Source organism: uncultured Amphritea sp. (assembly GCF_937127095.1).
Classification (GTDB): domain Bacteria; phylum Pseudomonadota; class Gammaproteobacteria; order Pseudomonadales; family Balneatricaceae; genus Amphritea.
The window spans coordinates 67,136-86,380 of record NZ_CAKZLP010000040.1; the positions used below are offsets into that span (position 1 = coordinate 67,136).

A 19,245-nucleotide genomic window follows, 5' to 3' on the forward strand; every position below is an offset into this window, starting at 1 on the left:
CAAGACCTTCTATGCGGAGTTTTGTATGGCACTGATTTACGTAATGGATCCGATGTGTAGCTGGTGCTATGCATTTCAGCCTCATCTGCGGGATATGGTCAGCCGGTTACGACCGGGGATCAGGATTTATTGCTACATGGGCGGACTCGCCCCGGATAGCGATAAACCGATGCCAAAAGAGCTGCAACAGGCGATATCACAGACCTGGAGCGATATTGAACAACGCACCGGGACCCAGTTCAACCTGGAATTCTGGGAAAAATGCCAACCCCGCAGATCGACCTACCCGGCTTGCCGGGCAGTCATCAGTGCTGAGCAGATCACTACCGGAAGCGGCATGCTAATGGCCGAAGCGATTCAGCGCGCCTATTACCGGGAAGCCCGCAACCCTTCCGATATGTCCGTGCTGACCGAACTGGCGGAAGAGATCGGTTTAAATCGCAAACGTTTCAACACTCAGATGCATAGCGACAAAACAGCCAAGATCCTGTTTGAAGATCTAACCTTCTGTCAGCAAGCGGGGATTCAGGGATTCCCGTTTCTCGGGCTGGAAACACAAAAAGGGCTGGAGGTCATCAGTGCCGGATACTGTGATCTGGATGAGTTACTGCAGCGCTGCGCAGCTCTGGAACTGATCTGATCGAAAAAAGAGAAATAAAAAGCCGGGATAAAAAAACGGGAGCCAGGGCTCCCGTTTTTCAATGAAGGATAGACTCAGGTACGGGCAACAGAAACATCTTCTGCCTGCAAACCTTTATCACTCTCTTTCACAGTAAACCGCACACTTTGTCCCTCTGTCAGTGAACGATGCCCCCTGCCACGGATATTACGAAAATGAACGAATACATCGTCACCATTTTCGCGGGTAATAAAGCCAAACCCCTTTGACACATTAAACCACTTTACCGTACCTAACTCGCGGTCATCATTTTCATCGATTTCCTCTTCACTGCCGGAACCCAGGCCTGCAATAACACAGCTAACCAGCACAACCACAAACACAACGCCAATATCAAAAAAAGGCAGCCCGCCTTCACCTGGCAATGATCCCTGAAGAAAGAGAATGATTGCAGTGGCAAGTGCGCTGACAACTACACTACGTATAAGTTGATTAACACTCATATAGATCTCTTATAATTAATTAAAGTTATTAAATAGAAACAGGATTCATAAAAAAAAGAATCCAGACCACCCTGTATACCGACTTTTATGCTTTTTTTCAATCGCTTAGCTACTCAAACGCTGATACAGGCCCTGAATAAGGTATAATTACGACTAATTCACTGGCTAATTGTCAATCACTGCGGGAAGCGAAATTATTTATGAATCAGCAACAGTTACTCGAAGAGCTCGAATCACGGGTCGCTTTTCAGGAAGACACTTTAGATAAGATGAGCGAAGAGATGGCCAAGCAGGGTGCCGAAATTGCCCGCCTTACCCAGATCATTAAAGTACTCCACCAGCAGGTTAAGCAGTTTTCACCCGACCAGATCAGTGCACCGGAAGATGATGCCCCACCACCCCATTACTGATCGGCCTGCGGGGTAACATTAGCCAGCCTTACCCCAGGCTTTTCAGCGTATATATATCGTAACGACTTGATTTGCCATTCAGCTGATAACTGGGGGTCTGCCCCTCAATAGCCGGTGCTTTGCGGGGCCGCTTCACCACCACCCGATATTCAGCCAGCTTCAGAGCAGCTTCAAGCAATGCCGCTGAATCCTGATCATCCCCCACCACATCGCGAAAAACCCGCATCTCTTTTTTTACCAGTGCAGATTTATCGGTATGCGGGAACATCGGATCAACATAGATCACCTGCGGCGGTTGTGGTGCAGCCTGTTGCTCCGCCAGCCAGCTGATACTATCAGCATTGACTAAGTGCATCCGTGCAGCAATATCGGCCACCTCCGGGTCGCTCTGAGCCTGTCGTAAACCACTTTCCAGCAGCGCGTGGATAATTGGCGAGCGTTCCACCATCTGCACCTCGCAGCCTAAGGTCGCCAGCACAAAACTATCCCGGCCCAGGCCCGCAGTCACATCGGCTACCCGTGGACGAACAGAACCTTTAATACCCACCGCCTTGGCGATCATCTGCCCTTTACCGCCACCAAATTTGCGCCGGTGTGCCACTGCACCTGAGACAAAATCGGCCAATACCGGCCCTGGTGCTTTACGGCCAGTCTGTTGCAAGCGCCGAGTACCTGTTTCACAAATGAGTAACTGAGCGTACTGTTCGTCTCGCAGGTCATACTCTTCCAGCAACGGCAGACCTAAACGAACCGACAGCTGCAACGCATCCTGCCTGCCCGCCTCATCGGCAAAACAGACAGCAATCTCGGTGGCGATAGCAAGGGTTGGTTGCTGTATCAAGATAGTTCCTTCGCGGCTGCGCTAATCTAATCAGACAATAAAGTACACGCCGAGCAGAACAAATCCCAACAGCATGCGATAGATAACAAACGGCAACATACCGACTTTGTCGAGCCACTTCAGAAACAGATGGATACAGGCGTAGGCACTGATAGCCGCGAGCACCGTTCCACTCACCACCATAGTCCATTGATCAGGGGTGCCAGACTGTAACAATTCCAGCCCTTTCAATAACCCTGCCCCCAGAATCACGGGAATCGACAGCAGAAATGAGAAACGCGCTGCTGACTGACGGTTAAGACCCAGCATCAGACCGGCGGTGATGGTGATACCCGAACGAGAAGTACCCGGAATCAGAGCAACCGCCTGAGCCAGACCAATAATAACAGCATCCCTGAGGGTAATCTTTTCCAGCGCCCGGACCTCTGTCCGACTGAAATCAGCCCACCAGAGCAGCGCACCAAAGATCAGGGTTGCGCCAGCGATCACCAGAATACTCCGGCCATAATGATCAACAGCCGAATTAAACAAAAAGCCCGCTACAACAGCCGGTATAGTAGCCCAGATAACATACCAGGCCAGCCTAGAATCGGTATTGGTGCCACGTCCAACCAGGCTACCGGTCCAGGCAACGATCATGCGCCAGATATCCTGGCGAAAATAGATCATAACGGCGGTCAGAGAGCCGATATGCACCCCCACATCGAATGCCAGCCCCTGATCAACCCAGCCAAACAGCTGCGAAGGCAAGATCAGATGCGCCGAACTCGATATCGGCAAAAACTCTGTCAGACCCTGCAACAAGGCCAGAAATATTACCTGAAACCAATCCATGATAAACACGTCCCCTTCCAATATTTTGATGCTATAAGTTTAATGGTTGCACGTTGCAGGTTGTATCTTACCGGTCTCTATATTCGAGCCTCTATAATCGGGCCTTTCTTACCGGTTTTACTGGCTTAGCAATTACTGATTTTTCTTTTTCTGTTCACTGATTTTCTTCCAGGAAACTTCGTCACGCAGATAAACCGGCTGAGCCAACTCTGCTGCGATCCCCTCCCCGCGGGAATAAGCATCCATCGCCAGTTCACACATCACGCCGGCTGCCGGGTAGATATCCAGTACCGGTGTTGCAACCGCCTGCTGCACTTCGGCCGACATCTGTTCGAGATAGACCCAGCCTCGTCCGGCGGCAAACCAGCTATCGCCATCGGGCAAGACAATATTCTCCGGCGCGCTGACCGTCTCATTCACCAGCGGCACCGGTAAACCATCACGCATCAGATAGGTGCAGCTGTAGAGCTCATTCATGCGCGCATCCAGAGTACTGACAATGCGCTCAACGTTATGTTCCCGCGCAGCCTTGAGAGCAATGGCGGCCAGGGTTGATATCGGCAGCACCGGCAGATCGGCAGCAAACGCCAGCCCCTGGGCCGTACCGGTGGCGATGCGGATGCCAGCAAACGATCCCGGCCCCCGACCAAAGGCAATTGCATCCAGCTGAGTCACTTTCAACCCGGCAGCCTTCAACATCTGATCCACCATCGGCAATAGCTGACGGGTATGCTGACGGGGAATTATGCGGAAATCTTCCTGAATAACGCCGTCAACTGAAAGTGCCACAGAACAGGCGTCCGTTGATGTATCCAGGGTAAGAATTTTAGCCATCTATAATATCCGGTATCTCTGAAAAAGCAGGTTCAGTGCAATTAAGCCTTTAAATTGAGCCTTTGCGCTGATCCGTGGAGTTGAGCCTTTGAAAAAGGCTGCATTTTAAGCGCTATGCTCAGGAAAGGCTATCCTCACCCCAGCGCGGCAGCAGCTTTTGCTCGATCTGCAGCTGATTCAGAATCCTCGCCACCACAAAGTCGATCATATCCTCAATGGTTTGAGGCCGGTTATAAAAACCCGGACTGGCAGGAATAACCACGCAGCCCATGCGGGTGAGTTTGAGCATATGCTCAAGGTGAATCTCTGAATAAGGCGCTTCGCGGGGCACCAGAATCAGCTGACGCCGCTCTTTCAGCGCAACATCCGCGGCCCGTTCAATCAGGTTATTACTGGCACCGGTGGCGATAGCCGAGAGCGCTCCGGTGGAACAGGGGCAGACCACCATCTTACTAGGCGCACCAGAACCGGACGCCACCGGCGCCATCCACTGCTCCCGGCCAAACACACGAATCTGGCCGGCGGAGGCTGCAAAGCGTTGTGTCAGCCAGATCTCCTGCTCTTTAGCAGAACCCGGCAGTGCTTCATCGGTTTCCGTCGCGATCACCACCTGTGCCGCTTTGGAGATCAGCACCAACACCTGACAACGCGCCGCCACCAGGCATTCCAGCAAGCGTAAACCATACTGCGCCCCTGAGGCACCGGTGATCGCCAGGGTAATTCTGTCCTTATAGGAATCTGTCACCTTCAACTCCACTTCTGTTGCAACGCATTAACCAGACGGGTGTGAATGCCATCAAAGCCGCCATTACTCATAATCACAATATGGCTTCCGGGTTGAGCCTCGGCAACCAGTTCAGCGATAACCTCAGCGGTATCCCGGGCCAGCAGTGCCGGATTTGTACAACTATCGACCACATCCTGCAGCGACCACTCAAGTCCCGCAGGCTGATACCAGTATACCCTGTCAGCCTGACCCGCAGAGGCCGCCAGGTTTTGCCGATGCATCCCCATACGCATAGTATTGGATCGCGGTTCAATCACCGCAATAACCGGCGCATCACCCACCTGTGCCCGAATACCCTGCAGGGTGGTTTCGATAGCGGTCGGATGATGGGCAAAATCATCGTACACCCGGATTCCGGCGACCTCACCTATCAGCTCCATGCGCCGTTTAACGCCACCGAAATTGCACAAGCCTTCAATCGCATGGGCAGTTTGCACCCCCACATGACGCGCCGCCACCAGTGCCATCAGACCATTATTCACCGAGTGCAGACCGGTCATATTCCAGTGAACCGTACCCACCAGTTCCCCCGAATGCAGCACTTCAAACGCAGAACCATCATCCTTCAACAGCCGGGCCTGCCATTCAGCCTCAGCAAGCTGCGGACTATCATCGCCAACAGCGGTTTTTACCAGCGGCGTCCAGCAGCCCTGCCCGATCACCTGCTCCAGCGCGTCGACACCCGCAGGCATAATCACCTGACCGTTGGCAGGCACTATTCTGACCACATGATGAAACTGCCGCTGAATCGCAGCCAGATCATCAAAAATGTCGCCGTGATCAAATTCGAGGTTATTCAGAATCAGTGTGCGGGGGTGGTAATGGACAAACTTAGAGCGTTTATCAAAGAATGCGGTGTCATACTCATCCGCCTCGATGACAAAAAACGGGCTCTCGCCCACCCGGGCAGAACAATCAAAGTCTTTCGGCACCCCACCGATGAGAAACCCCGGTGCCATCTGTGCATACTCAAGCAACCAGGCCAGCATCGTCGCAGTGGTGGTTTTACCGTGGGTTCCGGCCACCGCCAACACCCACTTGTCCCGCAACAGGTTATCCGACAACCACTGTGGGCCGGAGGTGTAGGGCAACCCCCGATCCAGCATCGCTTCGACACAGGGGTTACCCCGGCTCATCGCGTTGCCGACGATAATCATATCCGGTGCCGGGTCCAGCTGCGCCGGATCGTAACCTTCAATCAGACTGATCCCCTGCTGCTCCAGCTGAGTACTCATCGGCGGATAAACGTTGGCATCTGAACCACTGACGGTATGTCCCAGCTGTTTCGCCAGCACCGCCAGACTGCCCATAAAAGTGCCACAGATTCCCAGTATATGAACGTGCACGGATAAGTTCTCCAGATCAGCTTTTTTTATCCTAAAAATATGTCGCTATGATATCAGTTAAGCCGCCTGCGTTATGCCCTTTTTCGCGCCGAACCACCGCAGCAAAAAACTAAACATCTGAACGAATTAAACTCCCCCCCCCCAGCGGATCTCTATCAATCAGCGTAATTCGCGTTTTTTTGAGTTAATTATGCATGTTACGGTGTAATTACCGGCTCAATCAGCGTAAAATTATGCCAATTTTTTAACTCCTGAACCTATAGGTTTTTTGGCCACATGCGACTGCTAAACCAGTACCTCAAGCACCACGATACCCCCGATGATCTTATTGACCTGATTGACAGCCTGATGTTGTCCTGCAAAGAGATCGCCATTAAATTGCGCGAAGGCGCGCTGGCGGGCGTGCTGGGCACCTCTGAAGGCATTAACGTTCAGGGGGAAACCCAAAAGAAACTGGATATTATCTCTAACGATATTCTTAAAGCAGTTCTGTTGGATAACCCTACCGTTGCCGGTCTGGCCTCCGAAGAGGAAGATCATCCGGTCGGCGGCAATCCAGACGGTAAATACCTGGTCACCTTCGACCCACTGGATGGCTCATCCAATATCGATGTTAACGTTTCCGTCGGCACCATCTTTTCAATTCTGCTAAAACCCGAAGGCATGGATGGCGGCGATGAAGCGGCCTTTATGCAGAGCGGTCGCAATCAGGTGGCCTCCGGCTATGTCCTGTACGGCCCTTGCGCAGTGTTGGTCATCACCACCGGTGATGGTGTTCACATGTTTACCCTGAGCCATGGTGGTGACTTCATTCTCACCGAAGAGAATGTAAAAATTCCAGAACAGACTCAGGAATTTGGTATCAACATGTCGAACCAGCGTTTCTGGGAACCAGAGATGCAGTCCTATGTCTCTGACCTGTTACAGGGCGAAGAAGGTCCTCTTGGCAAGCGTTACAATATGCGCTGGGTTGCCTCTATGGTGGCTGAAGTACACCGCATTCTCACCCGCGGCGGCATATTCCTCTATCCATGGGACAAACGCGACCCAAGCAAACCCGGCAAACTGCGCCTGATGTATGAAGGCAATCCGATGAGTTTCCTGATCGAGCAGGCCGGCGGCCTCAGTACCACCTGCTATGGCCACATCATGGACGTCGAACCACAGAAGATTCACCAGCGGGTATCCGTCGGCCTGGGTTCTAAAGCCGAAGTAGAAACCATGATGAAATATCACGCTAAGGACTAACTGCAACGTCAGTTTATGATCTTTAAGTCGTATTCAATTATTCACTAAGGGCCGTATATAATGCGGCCTTTGGATTTCAAACAGATTTCACACTTAAACAGGAAGGCGACACATGAGCTTTGAAAAAGTCCCTGCTGGCAATGATCTGCCAAACGACATCAATGTAATCATCGAGATCCCAGCGGACAGCGATCCGGTTAAATATGAGATCGACAAAGATTCAGGAGCAATCTTCGTTGACCGCTTCATGGCCGCGCCTATGTTCTACCCTGCGAACTACGGTTACATCAACAACACCCTGGCTGACGATGGCGATGCACTGGACGTGCTGGTTGTTACACCTTACCCGGTTGTACCAGGTTCGGTTATCCGCTGCCGTCCGGTTGGCGTACTCAACATGACCGACGAAGCCGGTGAAGATGCCAAGCTGGTTGCGGTGCCCCACGACAAGCTGAGCAAAGCGTACAAAGATGTGCATGACGTCACTGATCTGCCAGAACTGCTGCTGGCCCGCATCAAGCACTTCTTCGAGAACTACAAAGGTCTGGAAGAGGGTAAGTGGGTTAAAGTTGAAGGCTGGGAAGGCGCTGAAGCGGCTAAAGCAGCTATCGTTGAATCTCAGAAAGCTTACGAAGCTGCTAAGTAATTAGCTCTACAGGCTTAAAAAAACCCGCAAATTTGCGGGTTTTTTTTCATGCAGGGTCAGCGTTAAAGGCCTCTCAATGGCTTCGGTAAAACAACATCTTACCGCTTTCCACAACCCCTAACACCACCGCTCCGGCAAGCAGCCCCACCAGCCCATCCAGCAATACCGGCACCAGCCAGTGCAGTACGGCATTCATATCGACTATCAGGCCTTCCACAAAGTGATGCAAAAACGGCAAACCATGCACCAGAATACCGCCGCCCACGAGAAACATGGCGATGGTGCCGACCACCGATAAAATTTTCATCAGCTTTGGCGCCGCCTGAACAATCCCCCGGCCAACCTTTCGGGTGAACCCCGCAGCATCGGGTTTGCGCACCATATACAGTCCTAGGTCATCCAGCTTAACTATCCCGGCAACCAGACCATACACCCCAATCGTCACCAACAGCGCGATACCAACCATCACCCCCAGCTGCACCGTCAGCGTTTCTGCCGCCACCGTGCCCAGTGTCAGGACGATAATCTCAGCCGACAGAATAAAGTCTGTGCGAATCGCCCCTTTAATCTTCTGTTTTTCAAACTCAACGATATTCACTTCACTGCTGGCCACCGCAGAGACCAGCTCAGCATGATGTTTATTGCCAGCCTCTCTGGAGTGAATAAACTTATGGGCAACTTTCTCAAACCCTTCAAAACAGAGATACAGACCACCCAGCATCAACAGCGGGATAATCAGCCAGGGAATAAAATAACTGATCGCCATCGCGCCCGGCACCAGAATCATCTTATTCACCAATGAGCCTTTAGCCACCGCCCAGACCACCGGCAGTTCACGATCTGCCCGCACCCCGGACACCTGCTCGGCATTCAGTGCCAGATCATCCCCCAGCACCCCGGCGGTTTTTCCCGCTGCCACTTTGGTCATACTGGCAACATCATCCAGTAGTGTCGCGATATCATCTATTAATGCAAGAAGGCTTGAGCCTGCCATGTTCCGGTCCTTTTAAACGACTAATTCCTGAGGGGTTCTATCCTTTGCAGAGGATACTCAATTATGGCGACGATTGTCTGTCACAGAACAAAAATATCTTATTTCAAGCCAACCGGCCCGTTATCCATGTGATAATAAAACCGATATTCGGGCAAAGCCTGGGCAGAAAAGAGGAGTTTTAACAGAGATCATGGCAAAAAGAGCAAAAGTATCCAACGAAGTCGTGGCTGAAGCGATGCAGGTTGCCAGAGCCACTCAGCGGCCAGGACAGACCAAAGAGCAGACCAAGCTTATTGCTCAGGGGATTCAGAAAGGGATTGAGGAGTACAAGAAACGCCATAAAGAAAAATCCCGCGAGCTGGATAAGCAGAAGCGCAAGCTGCAACAAACAGGTAACGCCGCTGCCAGCAACACCCCGGCAGAGCCCGAAACCGAAACGGTTTATGTGCAAAGCCGGGGGAGCTGGGCATTACTGCTATTAAGCTGGATAGCTTTCGCGGTTTATATAGCCTGCTTTCCTCCGCTCTAATCCAGCAGACACTCAGGTAAACACTTTTTAAAGAGATCCGCGATAACTAAAAGCGGTTTTCTATCAACACCTCACTGAGGGACAGCTGCCCGGCTCTGGGGTTAGCAGGCTTAGCCGCCTTACCGACCGTAATCACCATACTGATCAGATGGCCCGGCGGCAGATTAATGATGTCGGCAACCTGTTCACTGTCAAAGCCGATCATCGGACAGCTGTCATACCCCAGTGCTTTGGCCGCCAGCATCAGCGTCTGCGCGGCCATACCACTGGAGCGCAGCGCTTCATCCCGCTGCAACTGTTCTTTGCCCTGATAAAAGGATTCCAGCATCGGTAACATCACTGCCTGAACCTCAGCACTGGTATTAGCCCAGTATCGTTGAGGGTTATCACTCCAGGCCTGAGTATCCGCACAGAGAATAATCAGTTCTGCCGCTTCGGTTATCTGGGTCTGCCCCCAGGCTGCGTCCTGAATGTTAATTCGCTGCTGCGGATCGGTCACCCTGACAAACCGCCAATGCTGAATATTGTAAGAGGTAGGAGACAGCAGCACCGCGTTCATAATGCGTTCAAAATCGGCTTCACTGACCGCTTCAGTGCTGGAGTAATGCTTAATCGCGCGGCGCGCTTCAATGGCGGTAAAAAGGTCCATAATAAATCCTTAACTGTTCATCGGTTGAGTGGGGCCTGACCGGGTCGCTTAGCGCCTATCAGACCATGAAGAACAGGTTATATTGTTTATTATTGATTGATAACACCCCTAAATATGAAAACAATGTTGAGAAAAAACGAACAGTGATCGAGTTTATATGTCGATCCCCTCCTCCCAGTAGGGGGTTTCACTACCAAAATACTCAATAGCAAAATCCAGAAACACACGGACTTTGGCAGGCATATACTGCCGCTCAATCAACACCGCATTAATCTCCACTGCGGCATCTTATACTCAGGAAACAGCGCCACCAGCTTACCGGTACGGATATCCGGCCCCGCGACAAATGTGGGCAAACGGGCGATTCCCAGCCCCTGGCGCACCGCTTCCAGCAACGCTTCACTGTTATTCACCTGATAACTACCCGACACCACCACCGAATGACGCTGATTATCTTTGCTGAAACTCCACTCTTTCACATCATTTGAGTAGCTGAATGAGAGGCAGTTGTGCTGCAACAGATCATCCAGCTGCTGTGGATAACCCTGGCTGCTCAGATAGTCGGGAGAGGCACAGAGCACACTGTTCAGGGTCGCCAGCCTACGTGCCACCAGCGTCGAATCCGGCAACGCGCCGCCACGGATAGCAATATCAAACCCACCACTGACCAGATCGAGCCGCTTATCATCCATCACCAGATCGATACGGATCTTTGGATATTTTTTCAGAAACTCAGGGATCATCGGAGCCATATGCAGACGACCAAAGGACATCGGGCTATTGATGCGCAGTCGCCCCTGGGGTTCACCCTGCAACTGAGCCACCGCATCCTCAGCATCCCGAACTGCCAGGTTGGCCTTCAGAGCATGTTCAAAATAGTGTTCCCCCGCTTCGGTCAGACTCAGCTTACGGGTCGTCCTGTGCAGTAGTTTTACACCGAGCTGCTGCTCCAGCAGTGAAACGCGCTTACTCACTGCAGATTTCGATATACCCAGAAAACGGGCCGCCGGAGAAAAACCTCCATACTGCACCACGGCAACGAACACCGGAATGGCACCTATAGTATCCATGAAATCCTCACTGTTCACTTTAGCTCAACAGTTATTCTCCAAAAACGGGGATTATCAGTCAATTGAAAACGGGTTAATCTGCGCTCCATCACTCCACTGCATTAATAGCAAAGCATTAATAGAAAGTACTAATAGAAAGCATTAACAGAGCACACTATGAACAACCAATCCCCTCAATATTCACGCGCATTGATTCACCTGCTGATGCTTCTGATGGTGGCGCTTATCGCCAGCTCCTTTCCTGTCGGCGCGCTGATCACATCAGGACTGCCGCCAGAGGTGATGATGCTGATTCGCTTTGCGTTAGCCGCGTTGCTGTTTGCCCCCTATGTATTTATCAAGAATGGCTGGCACCTTCCAGCAGCCAGGCGATTAATGGGTTATGCCATCCTAAGCATCCCTCTGGTGGTTTTTTTCTGGTGTATGTTTGAGGCCCTGCGCTATACCAGCGCCCTGAATACCGGCGCAATCTACACCACCGTACCCGCTATTACCGCCTTCTATGTGTTTTTTATCAACCGGGAGAGCACCGGAAAACGCCGGGCCAGTGGACTGCTGCTGGGCACCCTGGGCGCGCTCTGGATTGTGTTCCGTGGCGACCTCAACAGCCTGTTTCAGCTGGATATTAACCGTGGCGATCTGCTGTTTATGCTCGGCTGCCTGTTTATGGGCACCTACAATCCGCTGATCAAAAAACTCTATGCCGGAGAGCCGATGGAGCTGATGACATTCTGGGTGATCAGCTTCGGCGCCCTCTGGCTATTGCTTCTGTCCATTCCGAGCCTGAATCAGGTTGAATGGGCGAATGTTGATACCGGTGTCTATCTGGGGATTCTCTATCTCGCCGTATTTACCACGCTGGTCAGCTTCTTTCTGCTGCAATTAGGCACCATCGTACTGGGGGCAACCCAGGTGGCCGCTTACAGTTTTCTGACACCGGTGTTTGTCGTCATTCTCAACCTGTTTCTCGGTTCTGGGGGTTTCCAGTGGCAGCTATTACCGGGTATAGCCCTGGTGCTGATCGCCATGCTACTGGTGCAGCGGGAAAGCCGTTATCCACAACGCGCCTGAGCACAAGAGCGTATTAATGGTCCTTAGCAGGTTGTCCTAAAATGTTAAGCAGCACGCATATCCCGATACCACTTTTCTGCTAAGATAATCATCTTTGGTAACAGTTTCCTCAGAGGTTAAGTCAGATGAAGTTTGAAGGTACCGAACGCTACGTTGCGACCGATGACCTGCGGATGGCAGTCAACGCTGCCGCCACCCTGCAACGCCCCCTGCTGATCAAAGGCGAGCCGGGTACCGGCAAAACCATGCTTGCCGATGAGGTGGCACTGGCGTTTGGCAAAAAACTGCTGCGCTGGCATATCAAATCGACCACTAAAGCCCAGCAGGGTCTATACGAATATGATGCCGTATCGCGGCTGCGGGATTCCCAGTTGGGTGACGACCGGGTGCACGATATTAAAAACTACATCCGTAAAGGGATGCTGTGGGAAGCCTTCGATGCCGACGAGCAGGTGGTGCTGCTAATCGATGAGATCGACAAAGCGGATATCGAATTCCCCAATGACCTGCTGGTCGAGCTGGATAAGATGGAGTTCAGCGTCTACGAGACCGGCGAAACCGTGGTCGCCCGGCACCGTCCGATCATTATCATCACCAGTAACAACGAGAAAGAGCTGCCGGATGCCTTCCTGCGCCGCTGCTTCTTCCACTACATCAACTTCCCCGATGCCGAAACCATGAAGCAGATCGTCGATGTTCATTTCCCGAACATTCAGAAAGATCTGGTCAATGAAGCGCTGGAGATTTTCTTCCAGGTGCGCGAGATCAACGGCCTGAAAAAGAAACCATCGACATCGGAACTGATCGACTGGCTGAAGCTGCTGCTGGCGGACAATATCCCCGTAGACCTGCTGCAAAACCGCAACCCCAGCGAAGCGATTCCACCGCTCTACGGGGCTCTGCTGAAAAATGAGCAGGATGTGCATATGCTGCAACGACTGGCATTTATGGCCCGCCGCGAAAGCCGCTAAACCGGAGCCACTGATGTTAGTCGATTTCTTTTACATACTGCGCAAGGCACAGGTGCCGGTCTCGATCAAAGAGCTGCTGACCCTGCTGGAAGCACTGGAAAATCATCTCGCGTTTGCCAGCTGGGATGATTTTTACCTGCTGGCCCGCACCTGTCTGGTAAAAGATGAGAAATATTTCGACCGTTTTGATCTGGCCTTTGGCCACTACTTTAAAGGGCTGGCTGAGCTGCCTGACCCGTTCGACAATGTTGTTCCGGAACAGTGGCTGGAATCTGACTTTATCAAAAACCTGACCGAAGAGGAGAAGGCGGAGATAGAGAAACTCGGGGGTCTGGATAAACTGATGGAGACCCTGGCTAAACGCTTTGAAGAACAGAACGAGCGCCATGCCGGGGGCAGCAAGTGGATCGGCACCGGCGGCACCTCACCGTTCGGCCATAGCGGTTACAACCCGGAAGGGGTGCGTATCGGCGGTGAAAGCAAACATAAGCGCGCGGTTAAAGTGTGGGAGAAACGTCAGTTCCGCGATCTCGATGACAGCGTCGAACTGGGCACCCGCAATCTTAAAGTCGCGCTGCGTAAACTGCGTAAATTCGCCCGCACCGGTGCCGCCGACGAACTGGATCTGGATGACACCATCCGCTCCACCGCCAACAATGCCGGCCTGCTCGATCTGAAGATGGTGCCGGAACGGCATAACGCCGCCAAAGTCCTGCTATTCTTCGATGTCGGCGGCTCAATGGACCCGTATATCCGCCAGTGTGAACAGCTGTTCTCCGCCGCCCGCACCGAGTTTAAACATCTGGAATACTTCTACTTCCATAACTGTGTTTACGAACGGGTGTGGAAAGATAATAAGCGTCGCTGGAATGAGCATATCGACACCTTCGACCTGCTGCACACCTATGGCCGCGACTACCGGGTCATCTTTGTCGGCGATGCGGCGATGGCCCCTTACGAAGTCACCGAGCGCTATGGCAGTGTTGAACACCGCAACCCTGAGCCGGGAAGTGTCTGGTTGCGCCGGATTCTGGATACCTGGGACAAAGCGATCTGGCTCAATCCCAGCCATCAGCGCTACTGGGACTACACCGCCAGCACCCAGATGATCAAAAATATTATGGATAACAAGATGTACCCCCTGACCCTTGAGGGGCTGGAGGATGGCATTCGCTATCTGTCAAAGTAACCGGCCTGACCCAGTGTTATGCAACACTGAGCAGAGCCGCTTTGCTATAGATGAACCCCGAAGGAGCCACCCATTGAAAAACACCACCACAACTTTTCTGCTATCCATCGGCTGCGCCGCCATGCTCTCCCTGCCACTACAGGCCAGCGCTCAGGATTTATCAACCGGCTCTGCCGTCAAAGCCTTTCGCGACCTGAGCACCTGTTTTATCGATTCCCTTACCGGTAAAGAGCGCAAAGAGTTGGTTAAGTGGATCTACTTTTCAATGTCCGCACATCCGGAACTGGAATCCTACGCCAATATATCCCGAGGCGAGCGGCAGAACTCCGATAAGACCGTTGGCAATCTGATCACCCGACTGTTTTCTGAAGACTGCCCCAACGAAGCAAAAGCCGCCCTTAAGGCAGACCCACAGGCCCTGAAAAATGCCTTCGAGATGATCGGCAAAGTCGCCATACAGGATATCCTGTCAGACAAAAAAGTCAGAGCCAGCGTGAATAACTATGGCCGCTTTGTTGATCAGGAGAAGATTAAAGGGGTGTTTGTGGAGTAGGCCGTGTAAGGCTGTTGAGTGAAAGAGCGTATGCACCACAGAGAGCACCGAGGTAAAGCCTGAGCAGAAGGTTTTTAAGTGAAAAATAGACCTGCATTCTTTGTGCCCCTCTCGCCTTATACAGCCTCCGCTGATAGGCGCAAACTGTTACGTCTGATTATGCAGCGGTAAGCTCGACTTTTTGCACTCTATCCAGTTGAATGCGCTTACTGGCATGCCATAAATCATAGGCATCCTGCATTGCAAGCCAGCACTCTTGATTGTGTATCGCAGCACTCTGATACACTCTCAGCCCAGCAGTTCATAGTGTAAAAAGAGTCAGGTCTTGAATTTTGCATTAGAGCCAAACCCTATTTCCTTGCCCCTGCAAAATGCAAGACCCCATAATACTTTGACCCCATAATACTTCAGATGAAAGGCAGTCATTTTTTAGGTTTAGCGCAGCTCAAATGCCTCCTGACGGAAGGATAAGGGGGCCTTCAGGCTTTCACGTAACGCTTTTTCTAAACTGCTGGCCCAGCTTGAGGGACCACAAAACCAGACTTCCATCGCTTTGGTCTCAGGGTGTTCCGCGAGGAGCTGCTTTGCGGTAAGTTTGCTGCCCTGACTGCTGTCGTGTATATGCAGTTGGATGCCGCTTAAACCGTTACAGGCTTCCTGCAATCGCTCTACAAAGGGATCTTTCGCGCTATCATGGATACAATAATGCATTTCGGCCTCGAGAGATTTGTCTGCCTGGTTCTGTAAGGATTCAAGCCATGCTAAAAAAGGGGTTACGCCAATACCACCGGCGATCCAGATTTGCGTGGCATTCTGCTGACGTTGCTTGAAGTAGAACTGCCCATAAGGGCCCTCAACGGTGACAGGTTGTCCGATCTTCAGTCTATGACCCAGCTGACGCGTATAATCACCCAACCCTTTAATTTGAAAACTGATCTGACCATTTCCATGGTCTGCACTGGCAATTGTAAATGGATGGGCTCCCTCGCTGTGGTCAAAGGAAACAAAGGCAAACTGGCCTGCACGATGTCCTTTCCATTGACGCTCAAGCTGACACTCAACTTCGATAATACCCATTGCCGATGTTGAGATCGCTGTGATAGTGCCCTGAACCCGTCGTGATCGTCCTATCAGCCCTTTTATCGACAACAGACTGGCAACGCTTCCACCCGCAAGTAATAGCCCCATTAGCCAGCCAATAGGCTGTTGCCACCAAACCAGAGGTACTAACCAGACAGTATGGAATACCAGTGATAGATAAAGCAGCGGCATAGCACGGTGTGCATAGCGCCAGAGGTTATAGGGAAAACGTTTCCAGAGAGTCAGTATCAGCATGCCAAAAACAAGATAGACACCCCATTCGCCAATCGCTTCTGCAGCCTCTCTCATCATATCGGTAAAACCCGAAAAATCTTGTTCAGGTAAACGCCCAGCTCGTCCGAACAGTGCTTTAATCAGATCATCTCCCATTTCTATTAACCAGTGGGATAGGGCAAAAAGAACCGCCAGAATACCACTCCATTTATGCAGGCGATAAATCTGATCAAGACCGTTAAATGGTGCTTCTAACCAGCGCGGGCGAGTAGCCAGCATCATGGTCACTGACATGAATGCAATGGATAACAAACCGCTCACATAGAGACTGTTGTCATAAACCTCCCAAGGTAGCGACGCCTTTACGGTAGTCGTCATCTGGTAGCTAAAGCCCCAGACCATGAGAATGCCGGCGGTGATTAGCGCCAGCGTGATGCTTAGTTTTTGCTGTTTCATTTTAGTCATCCGGTGTTGCATTGATGGCCCATGATATCGCCCGTACCTGACAACCAGCTGAAAACGCAGCAGGATTAATCTGGGAGCGGAATCAATCCGATGCAGTAAACTGTAATAAACGCAGCGTGTTAATATTATTAACTACTGCTATTAACCACTGAGCTTTCAGCTTATTGTCAGCAACATTGATTACGATCAGCCGGACTGAGATGACCTAAGGAGAAGAGATGATCTAAGGATAAGAGATGCGATTATTGTTGGTAGAGGATGCTGAGGGCTTAGGGTAAGTCATACAGGATCAGATTAGCGATGAAGGTCACGCGGTGGATTGGGTTAAAGCCCTTTCCCATGCTGATGTTAGCCTGTGCAGCACCCATTATGATCTGATACTCCTTGATCTGATGCTGCCAGACGGCAACGGAATTGATCTGTTGAATAAAATACGTAAATCTGGCGAAACAACGCCCGTGATTATTTTAACCGCCAGAGAACAGCTATCTGACCGGATAGCGGGGTTGAATACCGCGCAGATGATTATCTGGTGAAGCCCTTTGATCTGGCAGAGCTCTCTAGGAGCAAGAAAATAACTCGTCCCACGCTGCCGCGTGAGAATGTATAACTTACAACTATGCAATCCATTGGCAGCGAGATATAAAGGTCTCTACCTTTAATGTAAGTATTTGACCCTTTAGATTTGGTTATGCAGCGGTAAGTTCAACTTTTTGCACTCTATCCAGTTGAATGCGCTTATTGGCATGCCATAAATCATAGGCATCCTGCATTGCAAGCCAGCTCTCAGGACTGCGCCCCAAAGCTTTCGATAACCTCAGTGCCATTTCTGGGCTGATGCCACTCTGCTGTTTCAGGATGCGATTTAATGTGGACGGTGAAACATCTAACTGCTGCGCCAGATAGCGACAGCTTAGCCCAAAGGGCTCCATATAAGTGGCAGAGATGAACTCACCGGGATGTGGGGGGGTTATACATAGCCATTAGTGATAATCCTCATACTCAAGCAGATACACATGTCCATCGCGAAACTCAAACGTCAATCGCCAGTAACTGCTGACTGAAATCGCCCAAATACCTTGACGGTCACCTTTCATTGGATGGAGTTTGTATCCAGGAATGTCGAGATCTGAGACTTCCAGCGCAGTATCCAAAACCACCAGCTGCATACGCAGGCGATTGGCGATTCGCCTGAATAGCCAGTTTCGTAGTAAAGCCTCATCCCCTATGCTTGAAAGTCTTAATCATGGACTATAGTGTAGCGCGTTGCGCAACAGCGCCAAGCTGCAAGTCATTAAACCAAGGGGTCTCAATGCATTATTCTGAGCCTATCGATTTCAGTCCAGATTAAAGATTTTTGACCCACCTTAACGCTTGGAACTACTTCATAGCACACCACAAATATCAGCGAAATAGTTTGACAACACCAGTAAGCGAATCATACCATGTATATACAAATGAGGCATCTAGTGTATATACAAGGAATCGTTTTTGAATTTTTTAAAACTTCAATTTCTTTTTCGCGACCATAAAGTTTCTGGGGAATCTGGAACCGGTTTGAAATATCCTTTTGTCCGATTTCAAACGGATCAATTTTTCCCGAAGAATTCAGCTGGTCCAGGCAGCACTGAAGGTCCTGTTTCAGGCCGAATATATTTTGATAACGATCTTCAGCATTTTTTGCCATGAGTTTTAAGATGATTTGAGAAAGAGCATCCGGGATTTGGCCATTTAAAACACTCGGAGAAACCGGCGTTTTGGCAATATGGCAGTGAATCAGTTCTACCACATCACCGGTTTCAAACGGTCTTTGTTTTGTCAGCAACCAGAAGAACGTTGCACCAAGTGAATAAAAATCAGTGCGATAATCCATGGTTCGGTTCATTCTTCCGGTCTGCTCCGGCGACATATAAGCCAGTGTGCCTTCCAGTACATTCGGATTACAGGCTTCCGGGTTTTCCCTGGTTAATTTAGTAGATATTCCAAAACTAATGAGCTTTGCCTGACCGGTATCCGGATTCCATAGAATATTTGAAGGGTTAATATCTTTGTGGATGATGCTGCACCGATGAATCTCGCCTAAAATATCGGTTATCTGAATCGATAGCTGTAAGAAGTCCATCAGATTAAATGTGTTTTCGGAAAACTGCCCTGCCAGTGATTTACCTCTGAAATCTTCCATAATCATGACCAGTGTATTCTGATATTTTTTAAGATCATAGACACGGATCACCCCATCTAAACGAATGTCTCGGGTTATTTCATACTCGCGTTTAAATTTAATAAGTGATTCAGTTGACGGATATTCGCCTTTCAAAACCTTAAGCGTGACAGGGATGCCTTTGTTTAGCTCTTTTCCTCGATAAATAATT

Annotated in this window: 24 protein-coding genes; 10 read left to right on the forward strand and 14 right to left on the reverse strand. The window is 50.8% G+C overall.

Annotated elements, in window-relative coordinates; all coding sequences use genetic code 11:
- The first annotated feature begins 25 nt into the window (after positions 1-25).
- Entirely contained in the window at positions 26-640 is a 615-nt protein-coding gene (locus Q0499_RS09280; protein WP_299198566.1) for a DsbA family protein, read from the forward strand.
- 74 nt (positions 641-714) lie between these two features.
- Here Q0499_RS09280 and Q0499_RS09285 read toward each other — a convergent pair whose 3' ends face one another.
- The gene (locus Q0499_RS09285) at positions 715-1,122 is read right to left on the reverse strand and encodes a cold shock domain-containing protein (protein ID WP_299198568.1); all 408 of its coding nucleotides are present in this window, start codon (positions 1,120-1,122) and stop codon (positions 715-717) included.
- A gap of 200 nt (positions 1,123-1,322) precedes the next feature.
- Here Q0499_RS09285 and Q0499_RS09290 point away from each other — a divergent pair, with 200 nt between their 5' ends.
- Positions 1,323-1,532, forward strand: a complete 210-nt coding sequence (locus tag Q0499_RS09290; RefSeq protein WP_299198570.1) for a SlyX family protein — start codon at positions 1,323-1,325, stop codon at positions 1,530-1,532.
- 28 nt (positions 1,533-1,560) lie between these two features.
- On the opposite strand, the gene Q0499_RS09295 is transcribed toward Q0499_RS09290, so the two are convergent.
- From Q0499_RS09295 to mpl, 5 genes are all read right to left on the reverse strand, one after another.
- Positions 1,561-2,349 carry a class I SAM-dependent methyltransferase gene (locus Q0499_RS09295; RefSeq protein WP_299198614.1) on the reverse strand — a complete coding sequence of 263 codons (789 nt, stop codon included), beginning with the start codon at positions 2,347-2,349 and terminating at the stop codon, positions 1,561-1,563.
- A 54-nt stretch (positions 2,350-2,403) separates the two neighbouring features.
- Positions 2,404-3,207 carry an undecaprenyl-diphosphate phosphatase gene (locus Q0499_RS09300; RefSeq protein WP_299198572.1) on the reverse strand — a complete coding sequence of 268 codons (804 nt, stop codon included), beginning with the start codon at positions 3,205-3,207 and terminating at the stop codon, positions 2,404-2,406.
- Positions 3,208-3,339: 132 nt separating this feature from the next.
- Positions 3,340-4,041, reverse strand: coding sequence for a tRNA (adenosine(37)-N6)-threonylcarbamoyltransferase complex dimerization subunit type 1 TsaB (tsaB, locus tag Q0499_RS09305; RefSeq protein WP_299198575.1), 702 nt, complete (start codon positions 4,039-4,041; stop codon positions 3,340-3,342).
- A 118-nt stretch (positions 4,042-4,159) separates the two neighbouring features.
- A complete protein-coding gene (locus Q0499_RS09310; protein WP_299198577.1) occupies positions 4,160-4,786 on the reverse strand; it encodes a flavin prenyltransferase UbiX in 627 nt (208 codons plus the stop codon).
- Positions 4,787-4,788: 2 nt separating this feature from the next.
- Positions 4,789-6,174 (reverse strand): UDP-N-acetylmuramate:L-alanyl-gamma-D-glutamyl-meso-diaminopimelate ligase, encoded by a 1,386-nt coding sequence (mpl, locus tag Q0499_RS09315; protein WP_299198579.1) that lies wholly within the window; start codon positions 6,172-6,174, stop codon positions 4,789-4,791.
- A gap of 276 nt (positions 6,175-6,450) precedes the next feature.
- Here mpl and Q0499_RS09320 point away from each other — a divergent pair, with 276 nt between their 5' ends.
- Together Q0499_RS09320 and ppa are read left to right on the forward strand one after the other, a co-directional pair.
- Positions 6,451-7,422: a class 1 fructose-bisphosphatase gene (locus Q0499_RS09320; RefSeq protein ID WP_299198581.1), complete on the forward strand. Its 972-nt coding sequence runs from the start codon at positions 6,451-6,453 to the stop codon at positions 7,420-7,422.
- A 112-nt stretch (positions 7,423-7,534) separates the two neighbouring features.
- Positions 7,535-8,068, forward strand: coding sequence for an inorganic diphosphatase (gene ppa / locus Q0499_RS09325; protein WP_296056529.1), 534 nt, complete (start codon positions 7,535-7,537; stop codon positions 8,066-8,068).
- A 73-nt stretch (positions 8,069-8,141) separates the two neighbouring features.
- Here the strand turns inward: ppa and Q0499_RS09330 are convergent, their stop codons facing one another.
- Positions 8,142-9,062 (reverse strand): DUF808 domain-containing protein, encoded by a 921-nt coding sequence (locus tag Q0499_RS09330; protein WP_299198583.1) that lies wholly within the window; start codon positions 9,060-9,062, stop codon positions 8,142-8,144.
- A 190-nt stretch (positions 9,063-9,252) separates the two neighbouring features.
- On the opposite strand from Q0499_RS09330, the gene Q0499_RS09335 reads away from it, so the two are divergent.
- Positions 9,253-9,591: a DUF2956 domain-containing protein gene (locus tag Q0499_RS09335; RefSeq protein WP_299198585.1), complete on the forward strand. Its 339-nt coding sequence runs from the start codon at positions 9,253-9,255 to the stop codon at positions 9,589-9,591.
- Positions 9,592-9,637: 46 nt separating this feature from the next.
- Here the strand turns inward: Q0499_RS09335 and Q0499_RS09340 are convergent, their stop codons facing one another.
- From Q0499_RS09340 to Q0499_RS09350, 3 genes are all read right to left on the reverse strand, one after another.
- On the reverse strand, positions 9,638-10,240 hold the full coding sequence (locus Q0499_RS09340; RefSeq protein ID WP_299198587.1) for a nitroreductase family protein: 603 nt from the start codon (positions 10,238-10,240) through the stop codon (positions 9,638-9,640).
- A gap of 153 nt (positions 10,241-10,393) precedes the next feature.
- Positions 10,394-10,519: a hypothetical protein gene (locus Q0499_RS09345; protein ID WP_299198590.1), complete on the reverse strand. Its 126-nt coding sequence runs from the start codon at positions 10,517-10,519 to the stop codon at positions 10,394-10,396.
- Entirely contained in the window at positions 10,498-11,310 is an 813-nt protein-coding gene (locus Q0499_RS09350) for a LysR family transcriptional regulator (protein ID WP_299198592.1), read from the reverse strand. The genes Q0499_RS09345 and Q0499_RS09350 overlap by 22 nt, the downstream gene beginning before the upstream one ends.
- Positions 11,311-11,466: 156 nt before the next feature.
- Between Q0499_RS09350 and Q0499_RS09355 the strand changes: the two genes are divergently transcribed.
- The 4 genes from Q0499_RS09355 (at position 11,467) to Q0499_RS09370 (ending at position 15,094) form a co-directional block, all read left to right on the forward strand.
- Positions 11,467-12,381, forward strand: coding sequence for a DMT family transporter (locus Q0499_RS09355; protein ID WP_299198594.1), 915 nt, complete (start codon positions 11,467-11,469; stop codon positions 12,379-12,381).
- 125 nt (positions 12,382-12,506) lie between these two features.
- Positions 12,507-13,352: a MoxR family ATPase gene (locus tag Q0499_RS09360; protein WP_299198596.1), complete on the forward strand. Its 846-nt coding sequence runs from the start codon at positions 12,507-12,509 to the stop codon at positions 13,350-13,352.
- A 13-nt stretch (positions 13,353-13,365) separates the two neighbouring features.
- On the forward strand, positions 13,366-14,541 hold the full coding sequence (locus tag Q0499_RS09365; RefSeq protein WP_299198597.1) for a VWA domain-containing protein: 1,176 nt from the start codon (positions 13,366-13,368) through the stop codon (positions 14,539-14,541).
- A gap of 73 nt (positions 14,542-14,614) precedes the next feature.
- A complete protein-coding gene (locus tag Q0499_RS09370; protein ID WP_299198598.1) occupies positions 14,615-15,094 on the forward strand; it encodes a hypothetical protein in 480 nt (159 codons plus the stop codon).
- 435 nt (positions 15,095-15,529) lie between these two features.
- On the opposite strand, the gene Q0499_RS09375 is transcribed toward Q0499_RS09370, so the two are convergent.
- Entirely contained in the window at positions 15,530-16,864 is a 1,335-nt protein-coding gene (locus tag Q0499_RS09375; RefSeq protein WP_299198600.1) for a ferric reductase-like transmembrane domain-containing protein, read from the reverse strand.
- Between the two features lie 323 nt (positions 16,865-17,187).
- Here Q0499_RS09375 and Q0499_RS09380 point away from each other — a divergent pair, with 323 nt between their 5' ends.
- Positions 17,188-17,409 carry a response regulator gene (locus Q0499_RS09380; protein ID WP_299198601.1) on the forward strand — a complete coding sequence of 74 codons (222 nt, stop codon included), beginning with the start codon at positions 17,188-17,190 and terminating at the stop codon, positions 17,407-17,409.
- A 153-nt stretch (positions 17,410-17,562) separates the two neighbouring features.
- Here Q0499_RS09380 and Q0499_RS09385 read toward each other — a convergent pair whose 3' ends face one another.
- The 3 genes from Q0499_RS09385 to Q0499_RS09395 form a co-directional block, all read right to left on the reverse strand.
- Complete coding sequence (locus Q0499_RS09385) at positions 17,563-17,847, reverse strand: HigA family addiction module antitoxin (RefSeq protein ID WP_299198616.1); 285 nt, start codon at positions 17,845-17,847, stop codon at positions 17,563-17,565.
- A 9-nt stretch (positions 17,848-17,856) separates the two neighbouring features.
- Positions 17,857-18,042, reverse strand: a complete 186-nt coding sequence (locus Q0499_RS09390) for a type II toxin-antitoxin system RelE/ParE family toxin (RefSeq protein WP_299198603.1) — start codon at positions 18,040-18,042, stop codon at positions 17,857-17,859.
- A gap of 269 nt (positions 18,043-18,311) precedes the next feature.
- Positions 18,312-19,245: serine/threonine-protein kinase (locus tag Q0499_RS09395; RefSeq protein ID WP_299198605.1), on the reverse strand; the 934-nt coding region annotated here is incomplete at its 5' end.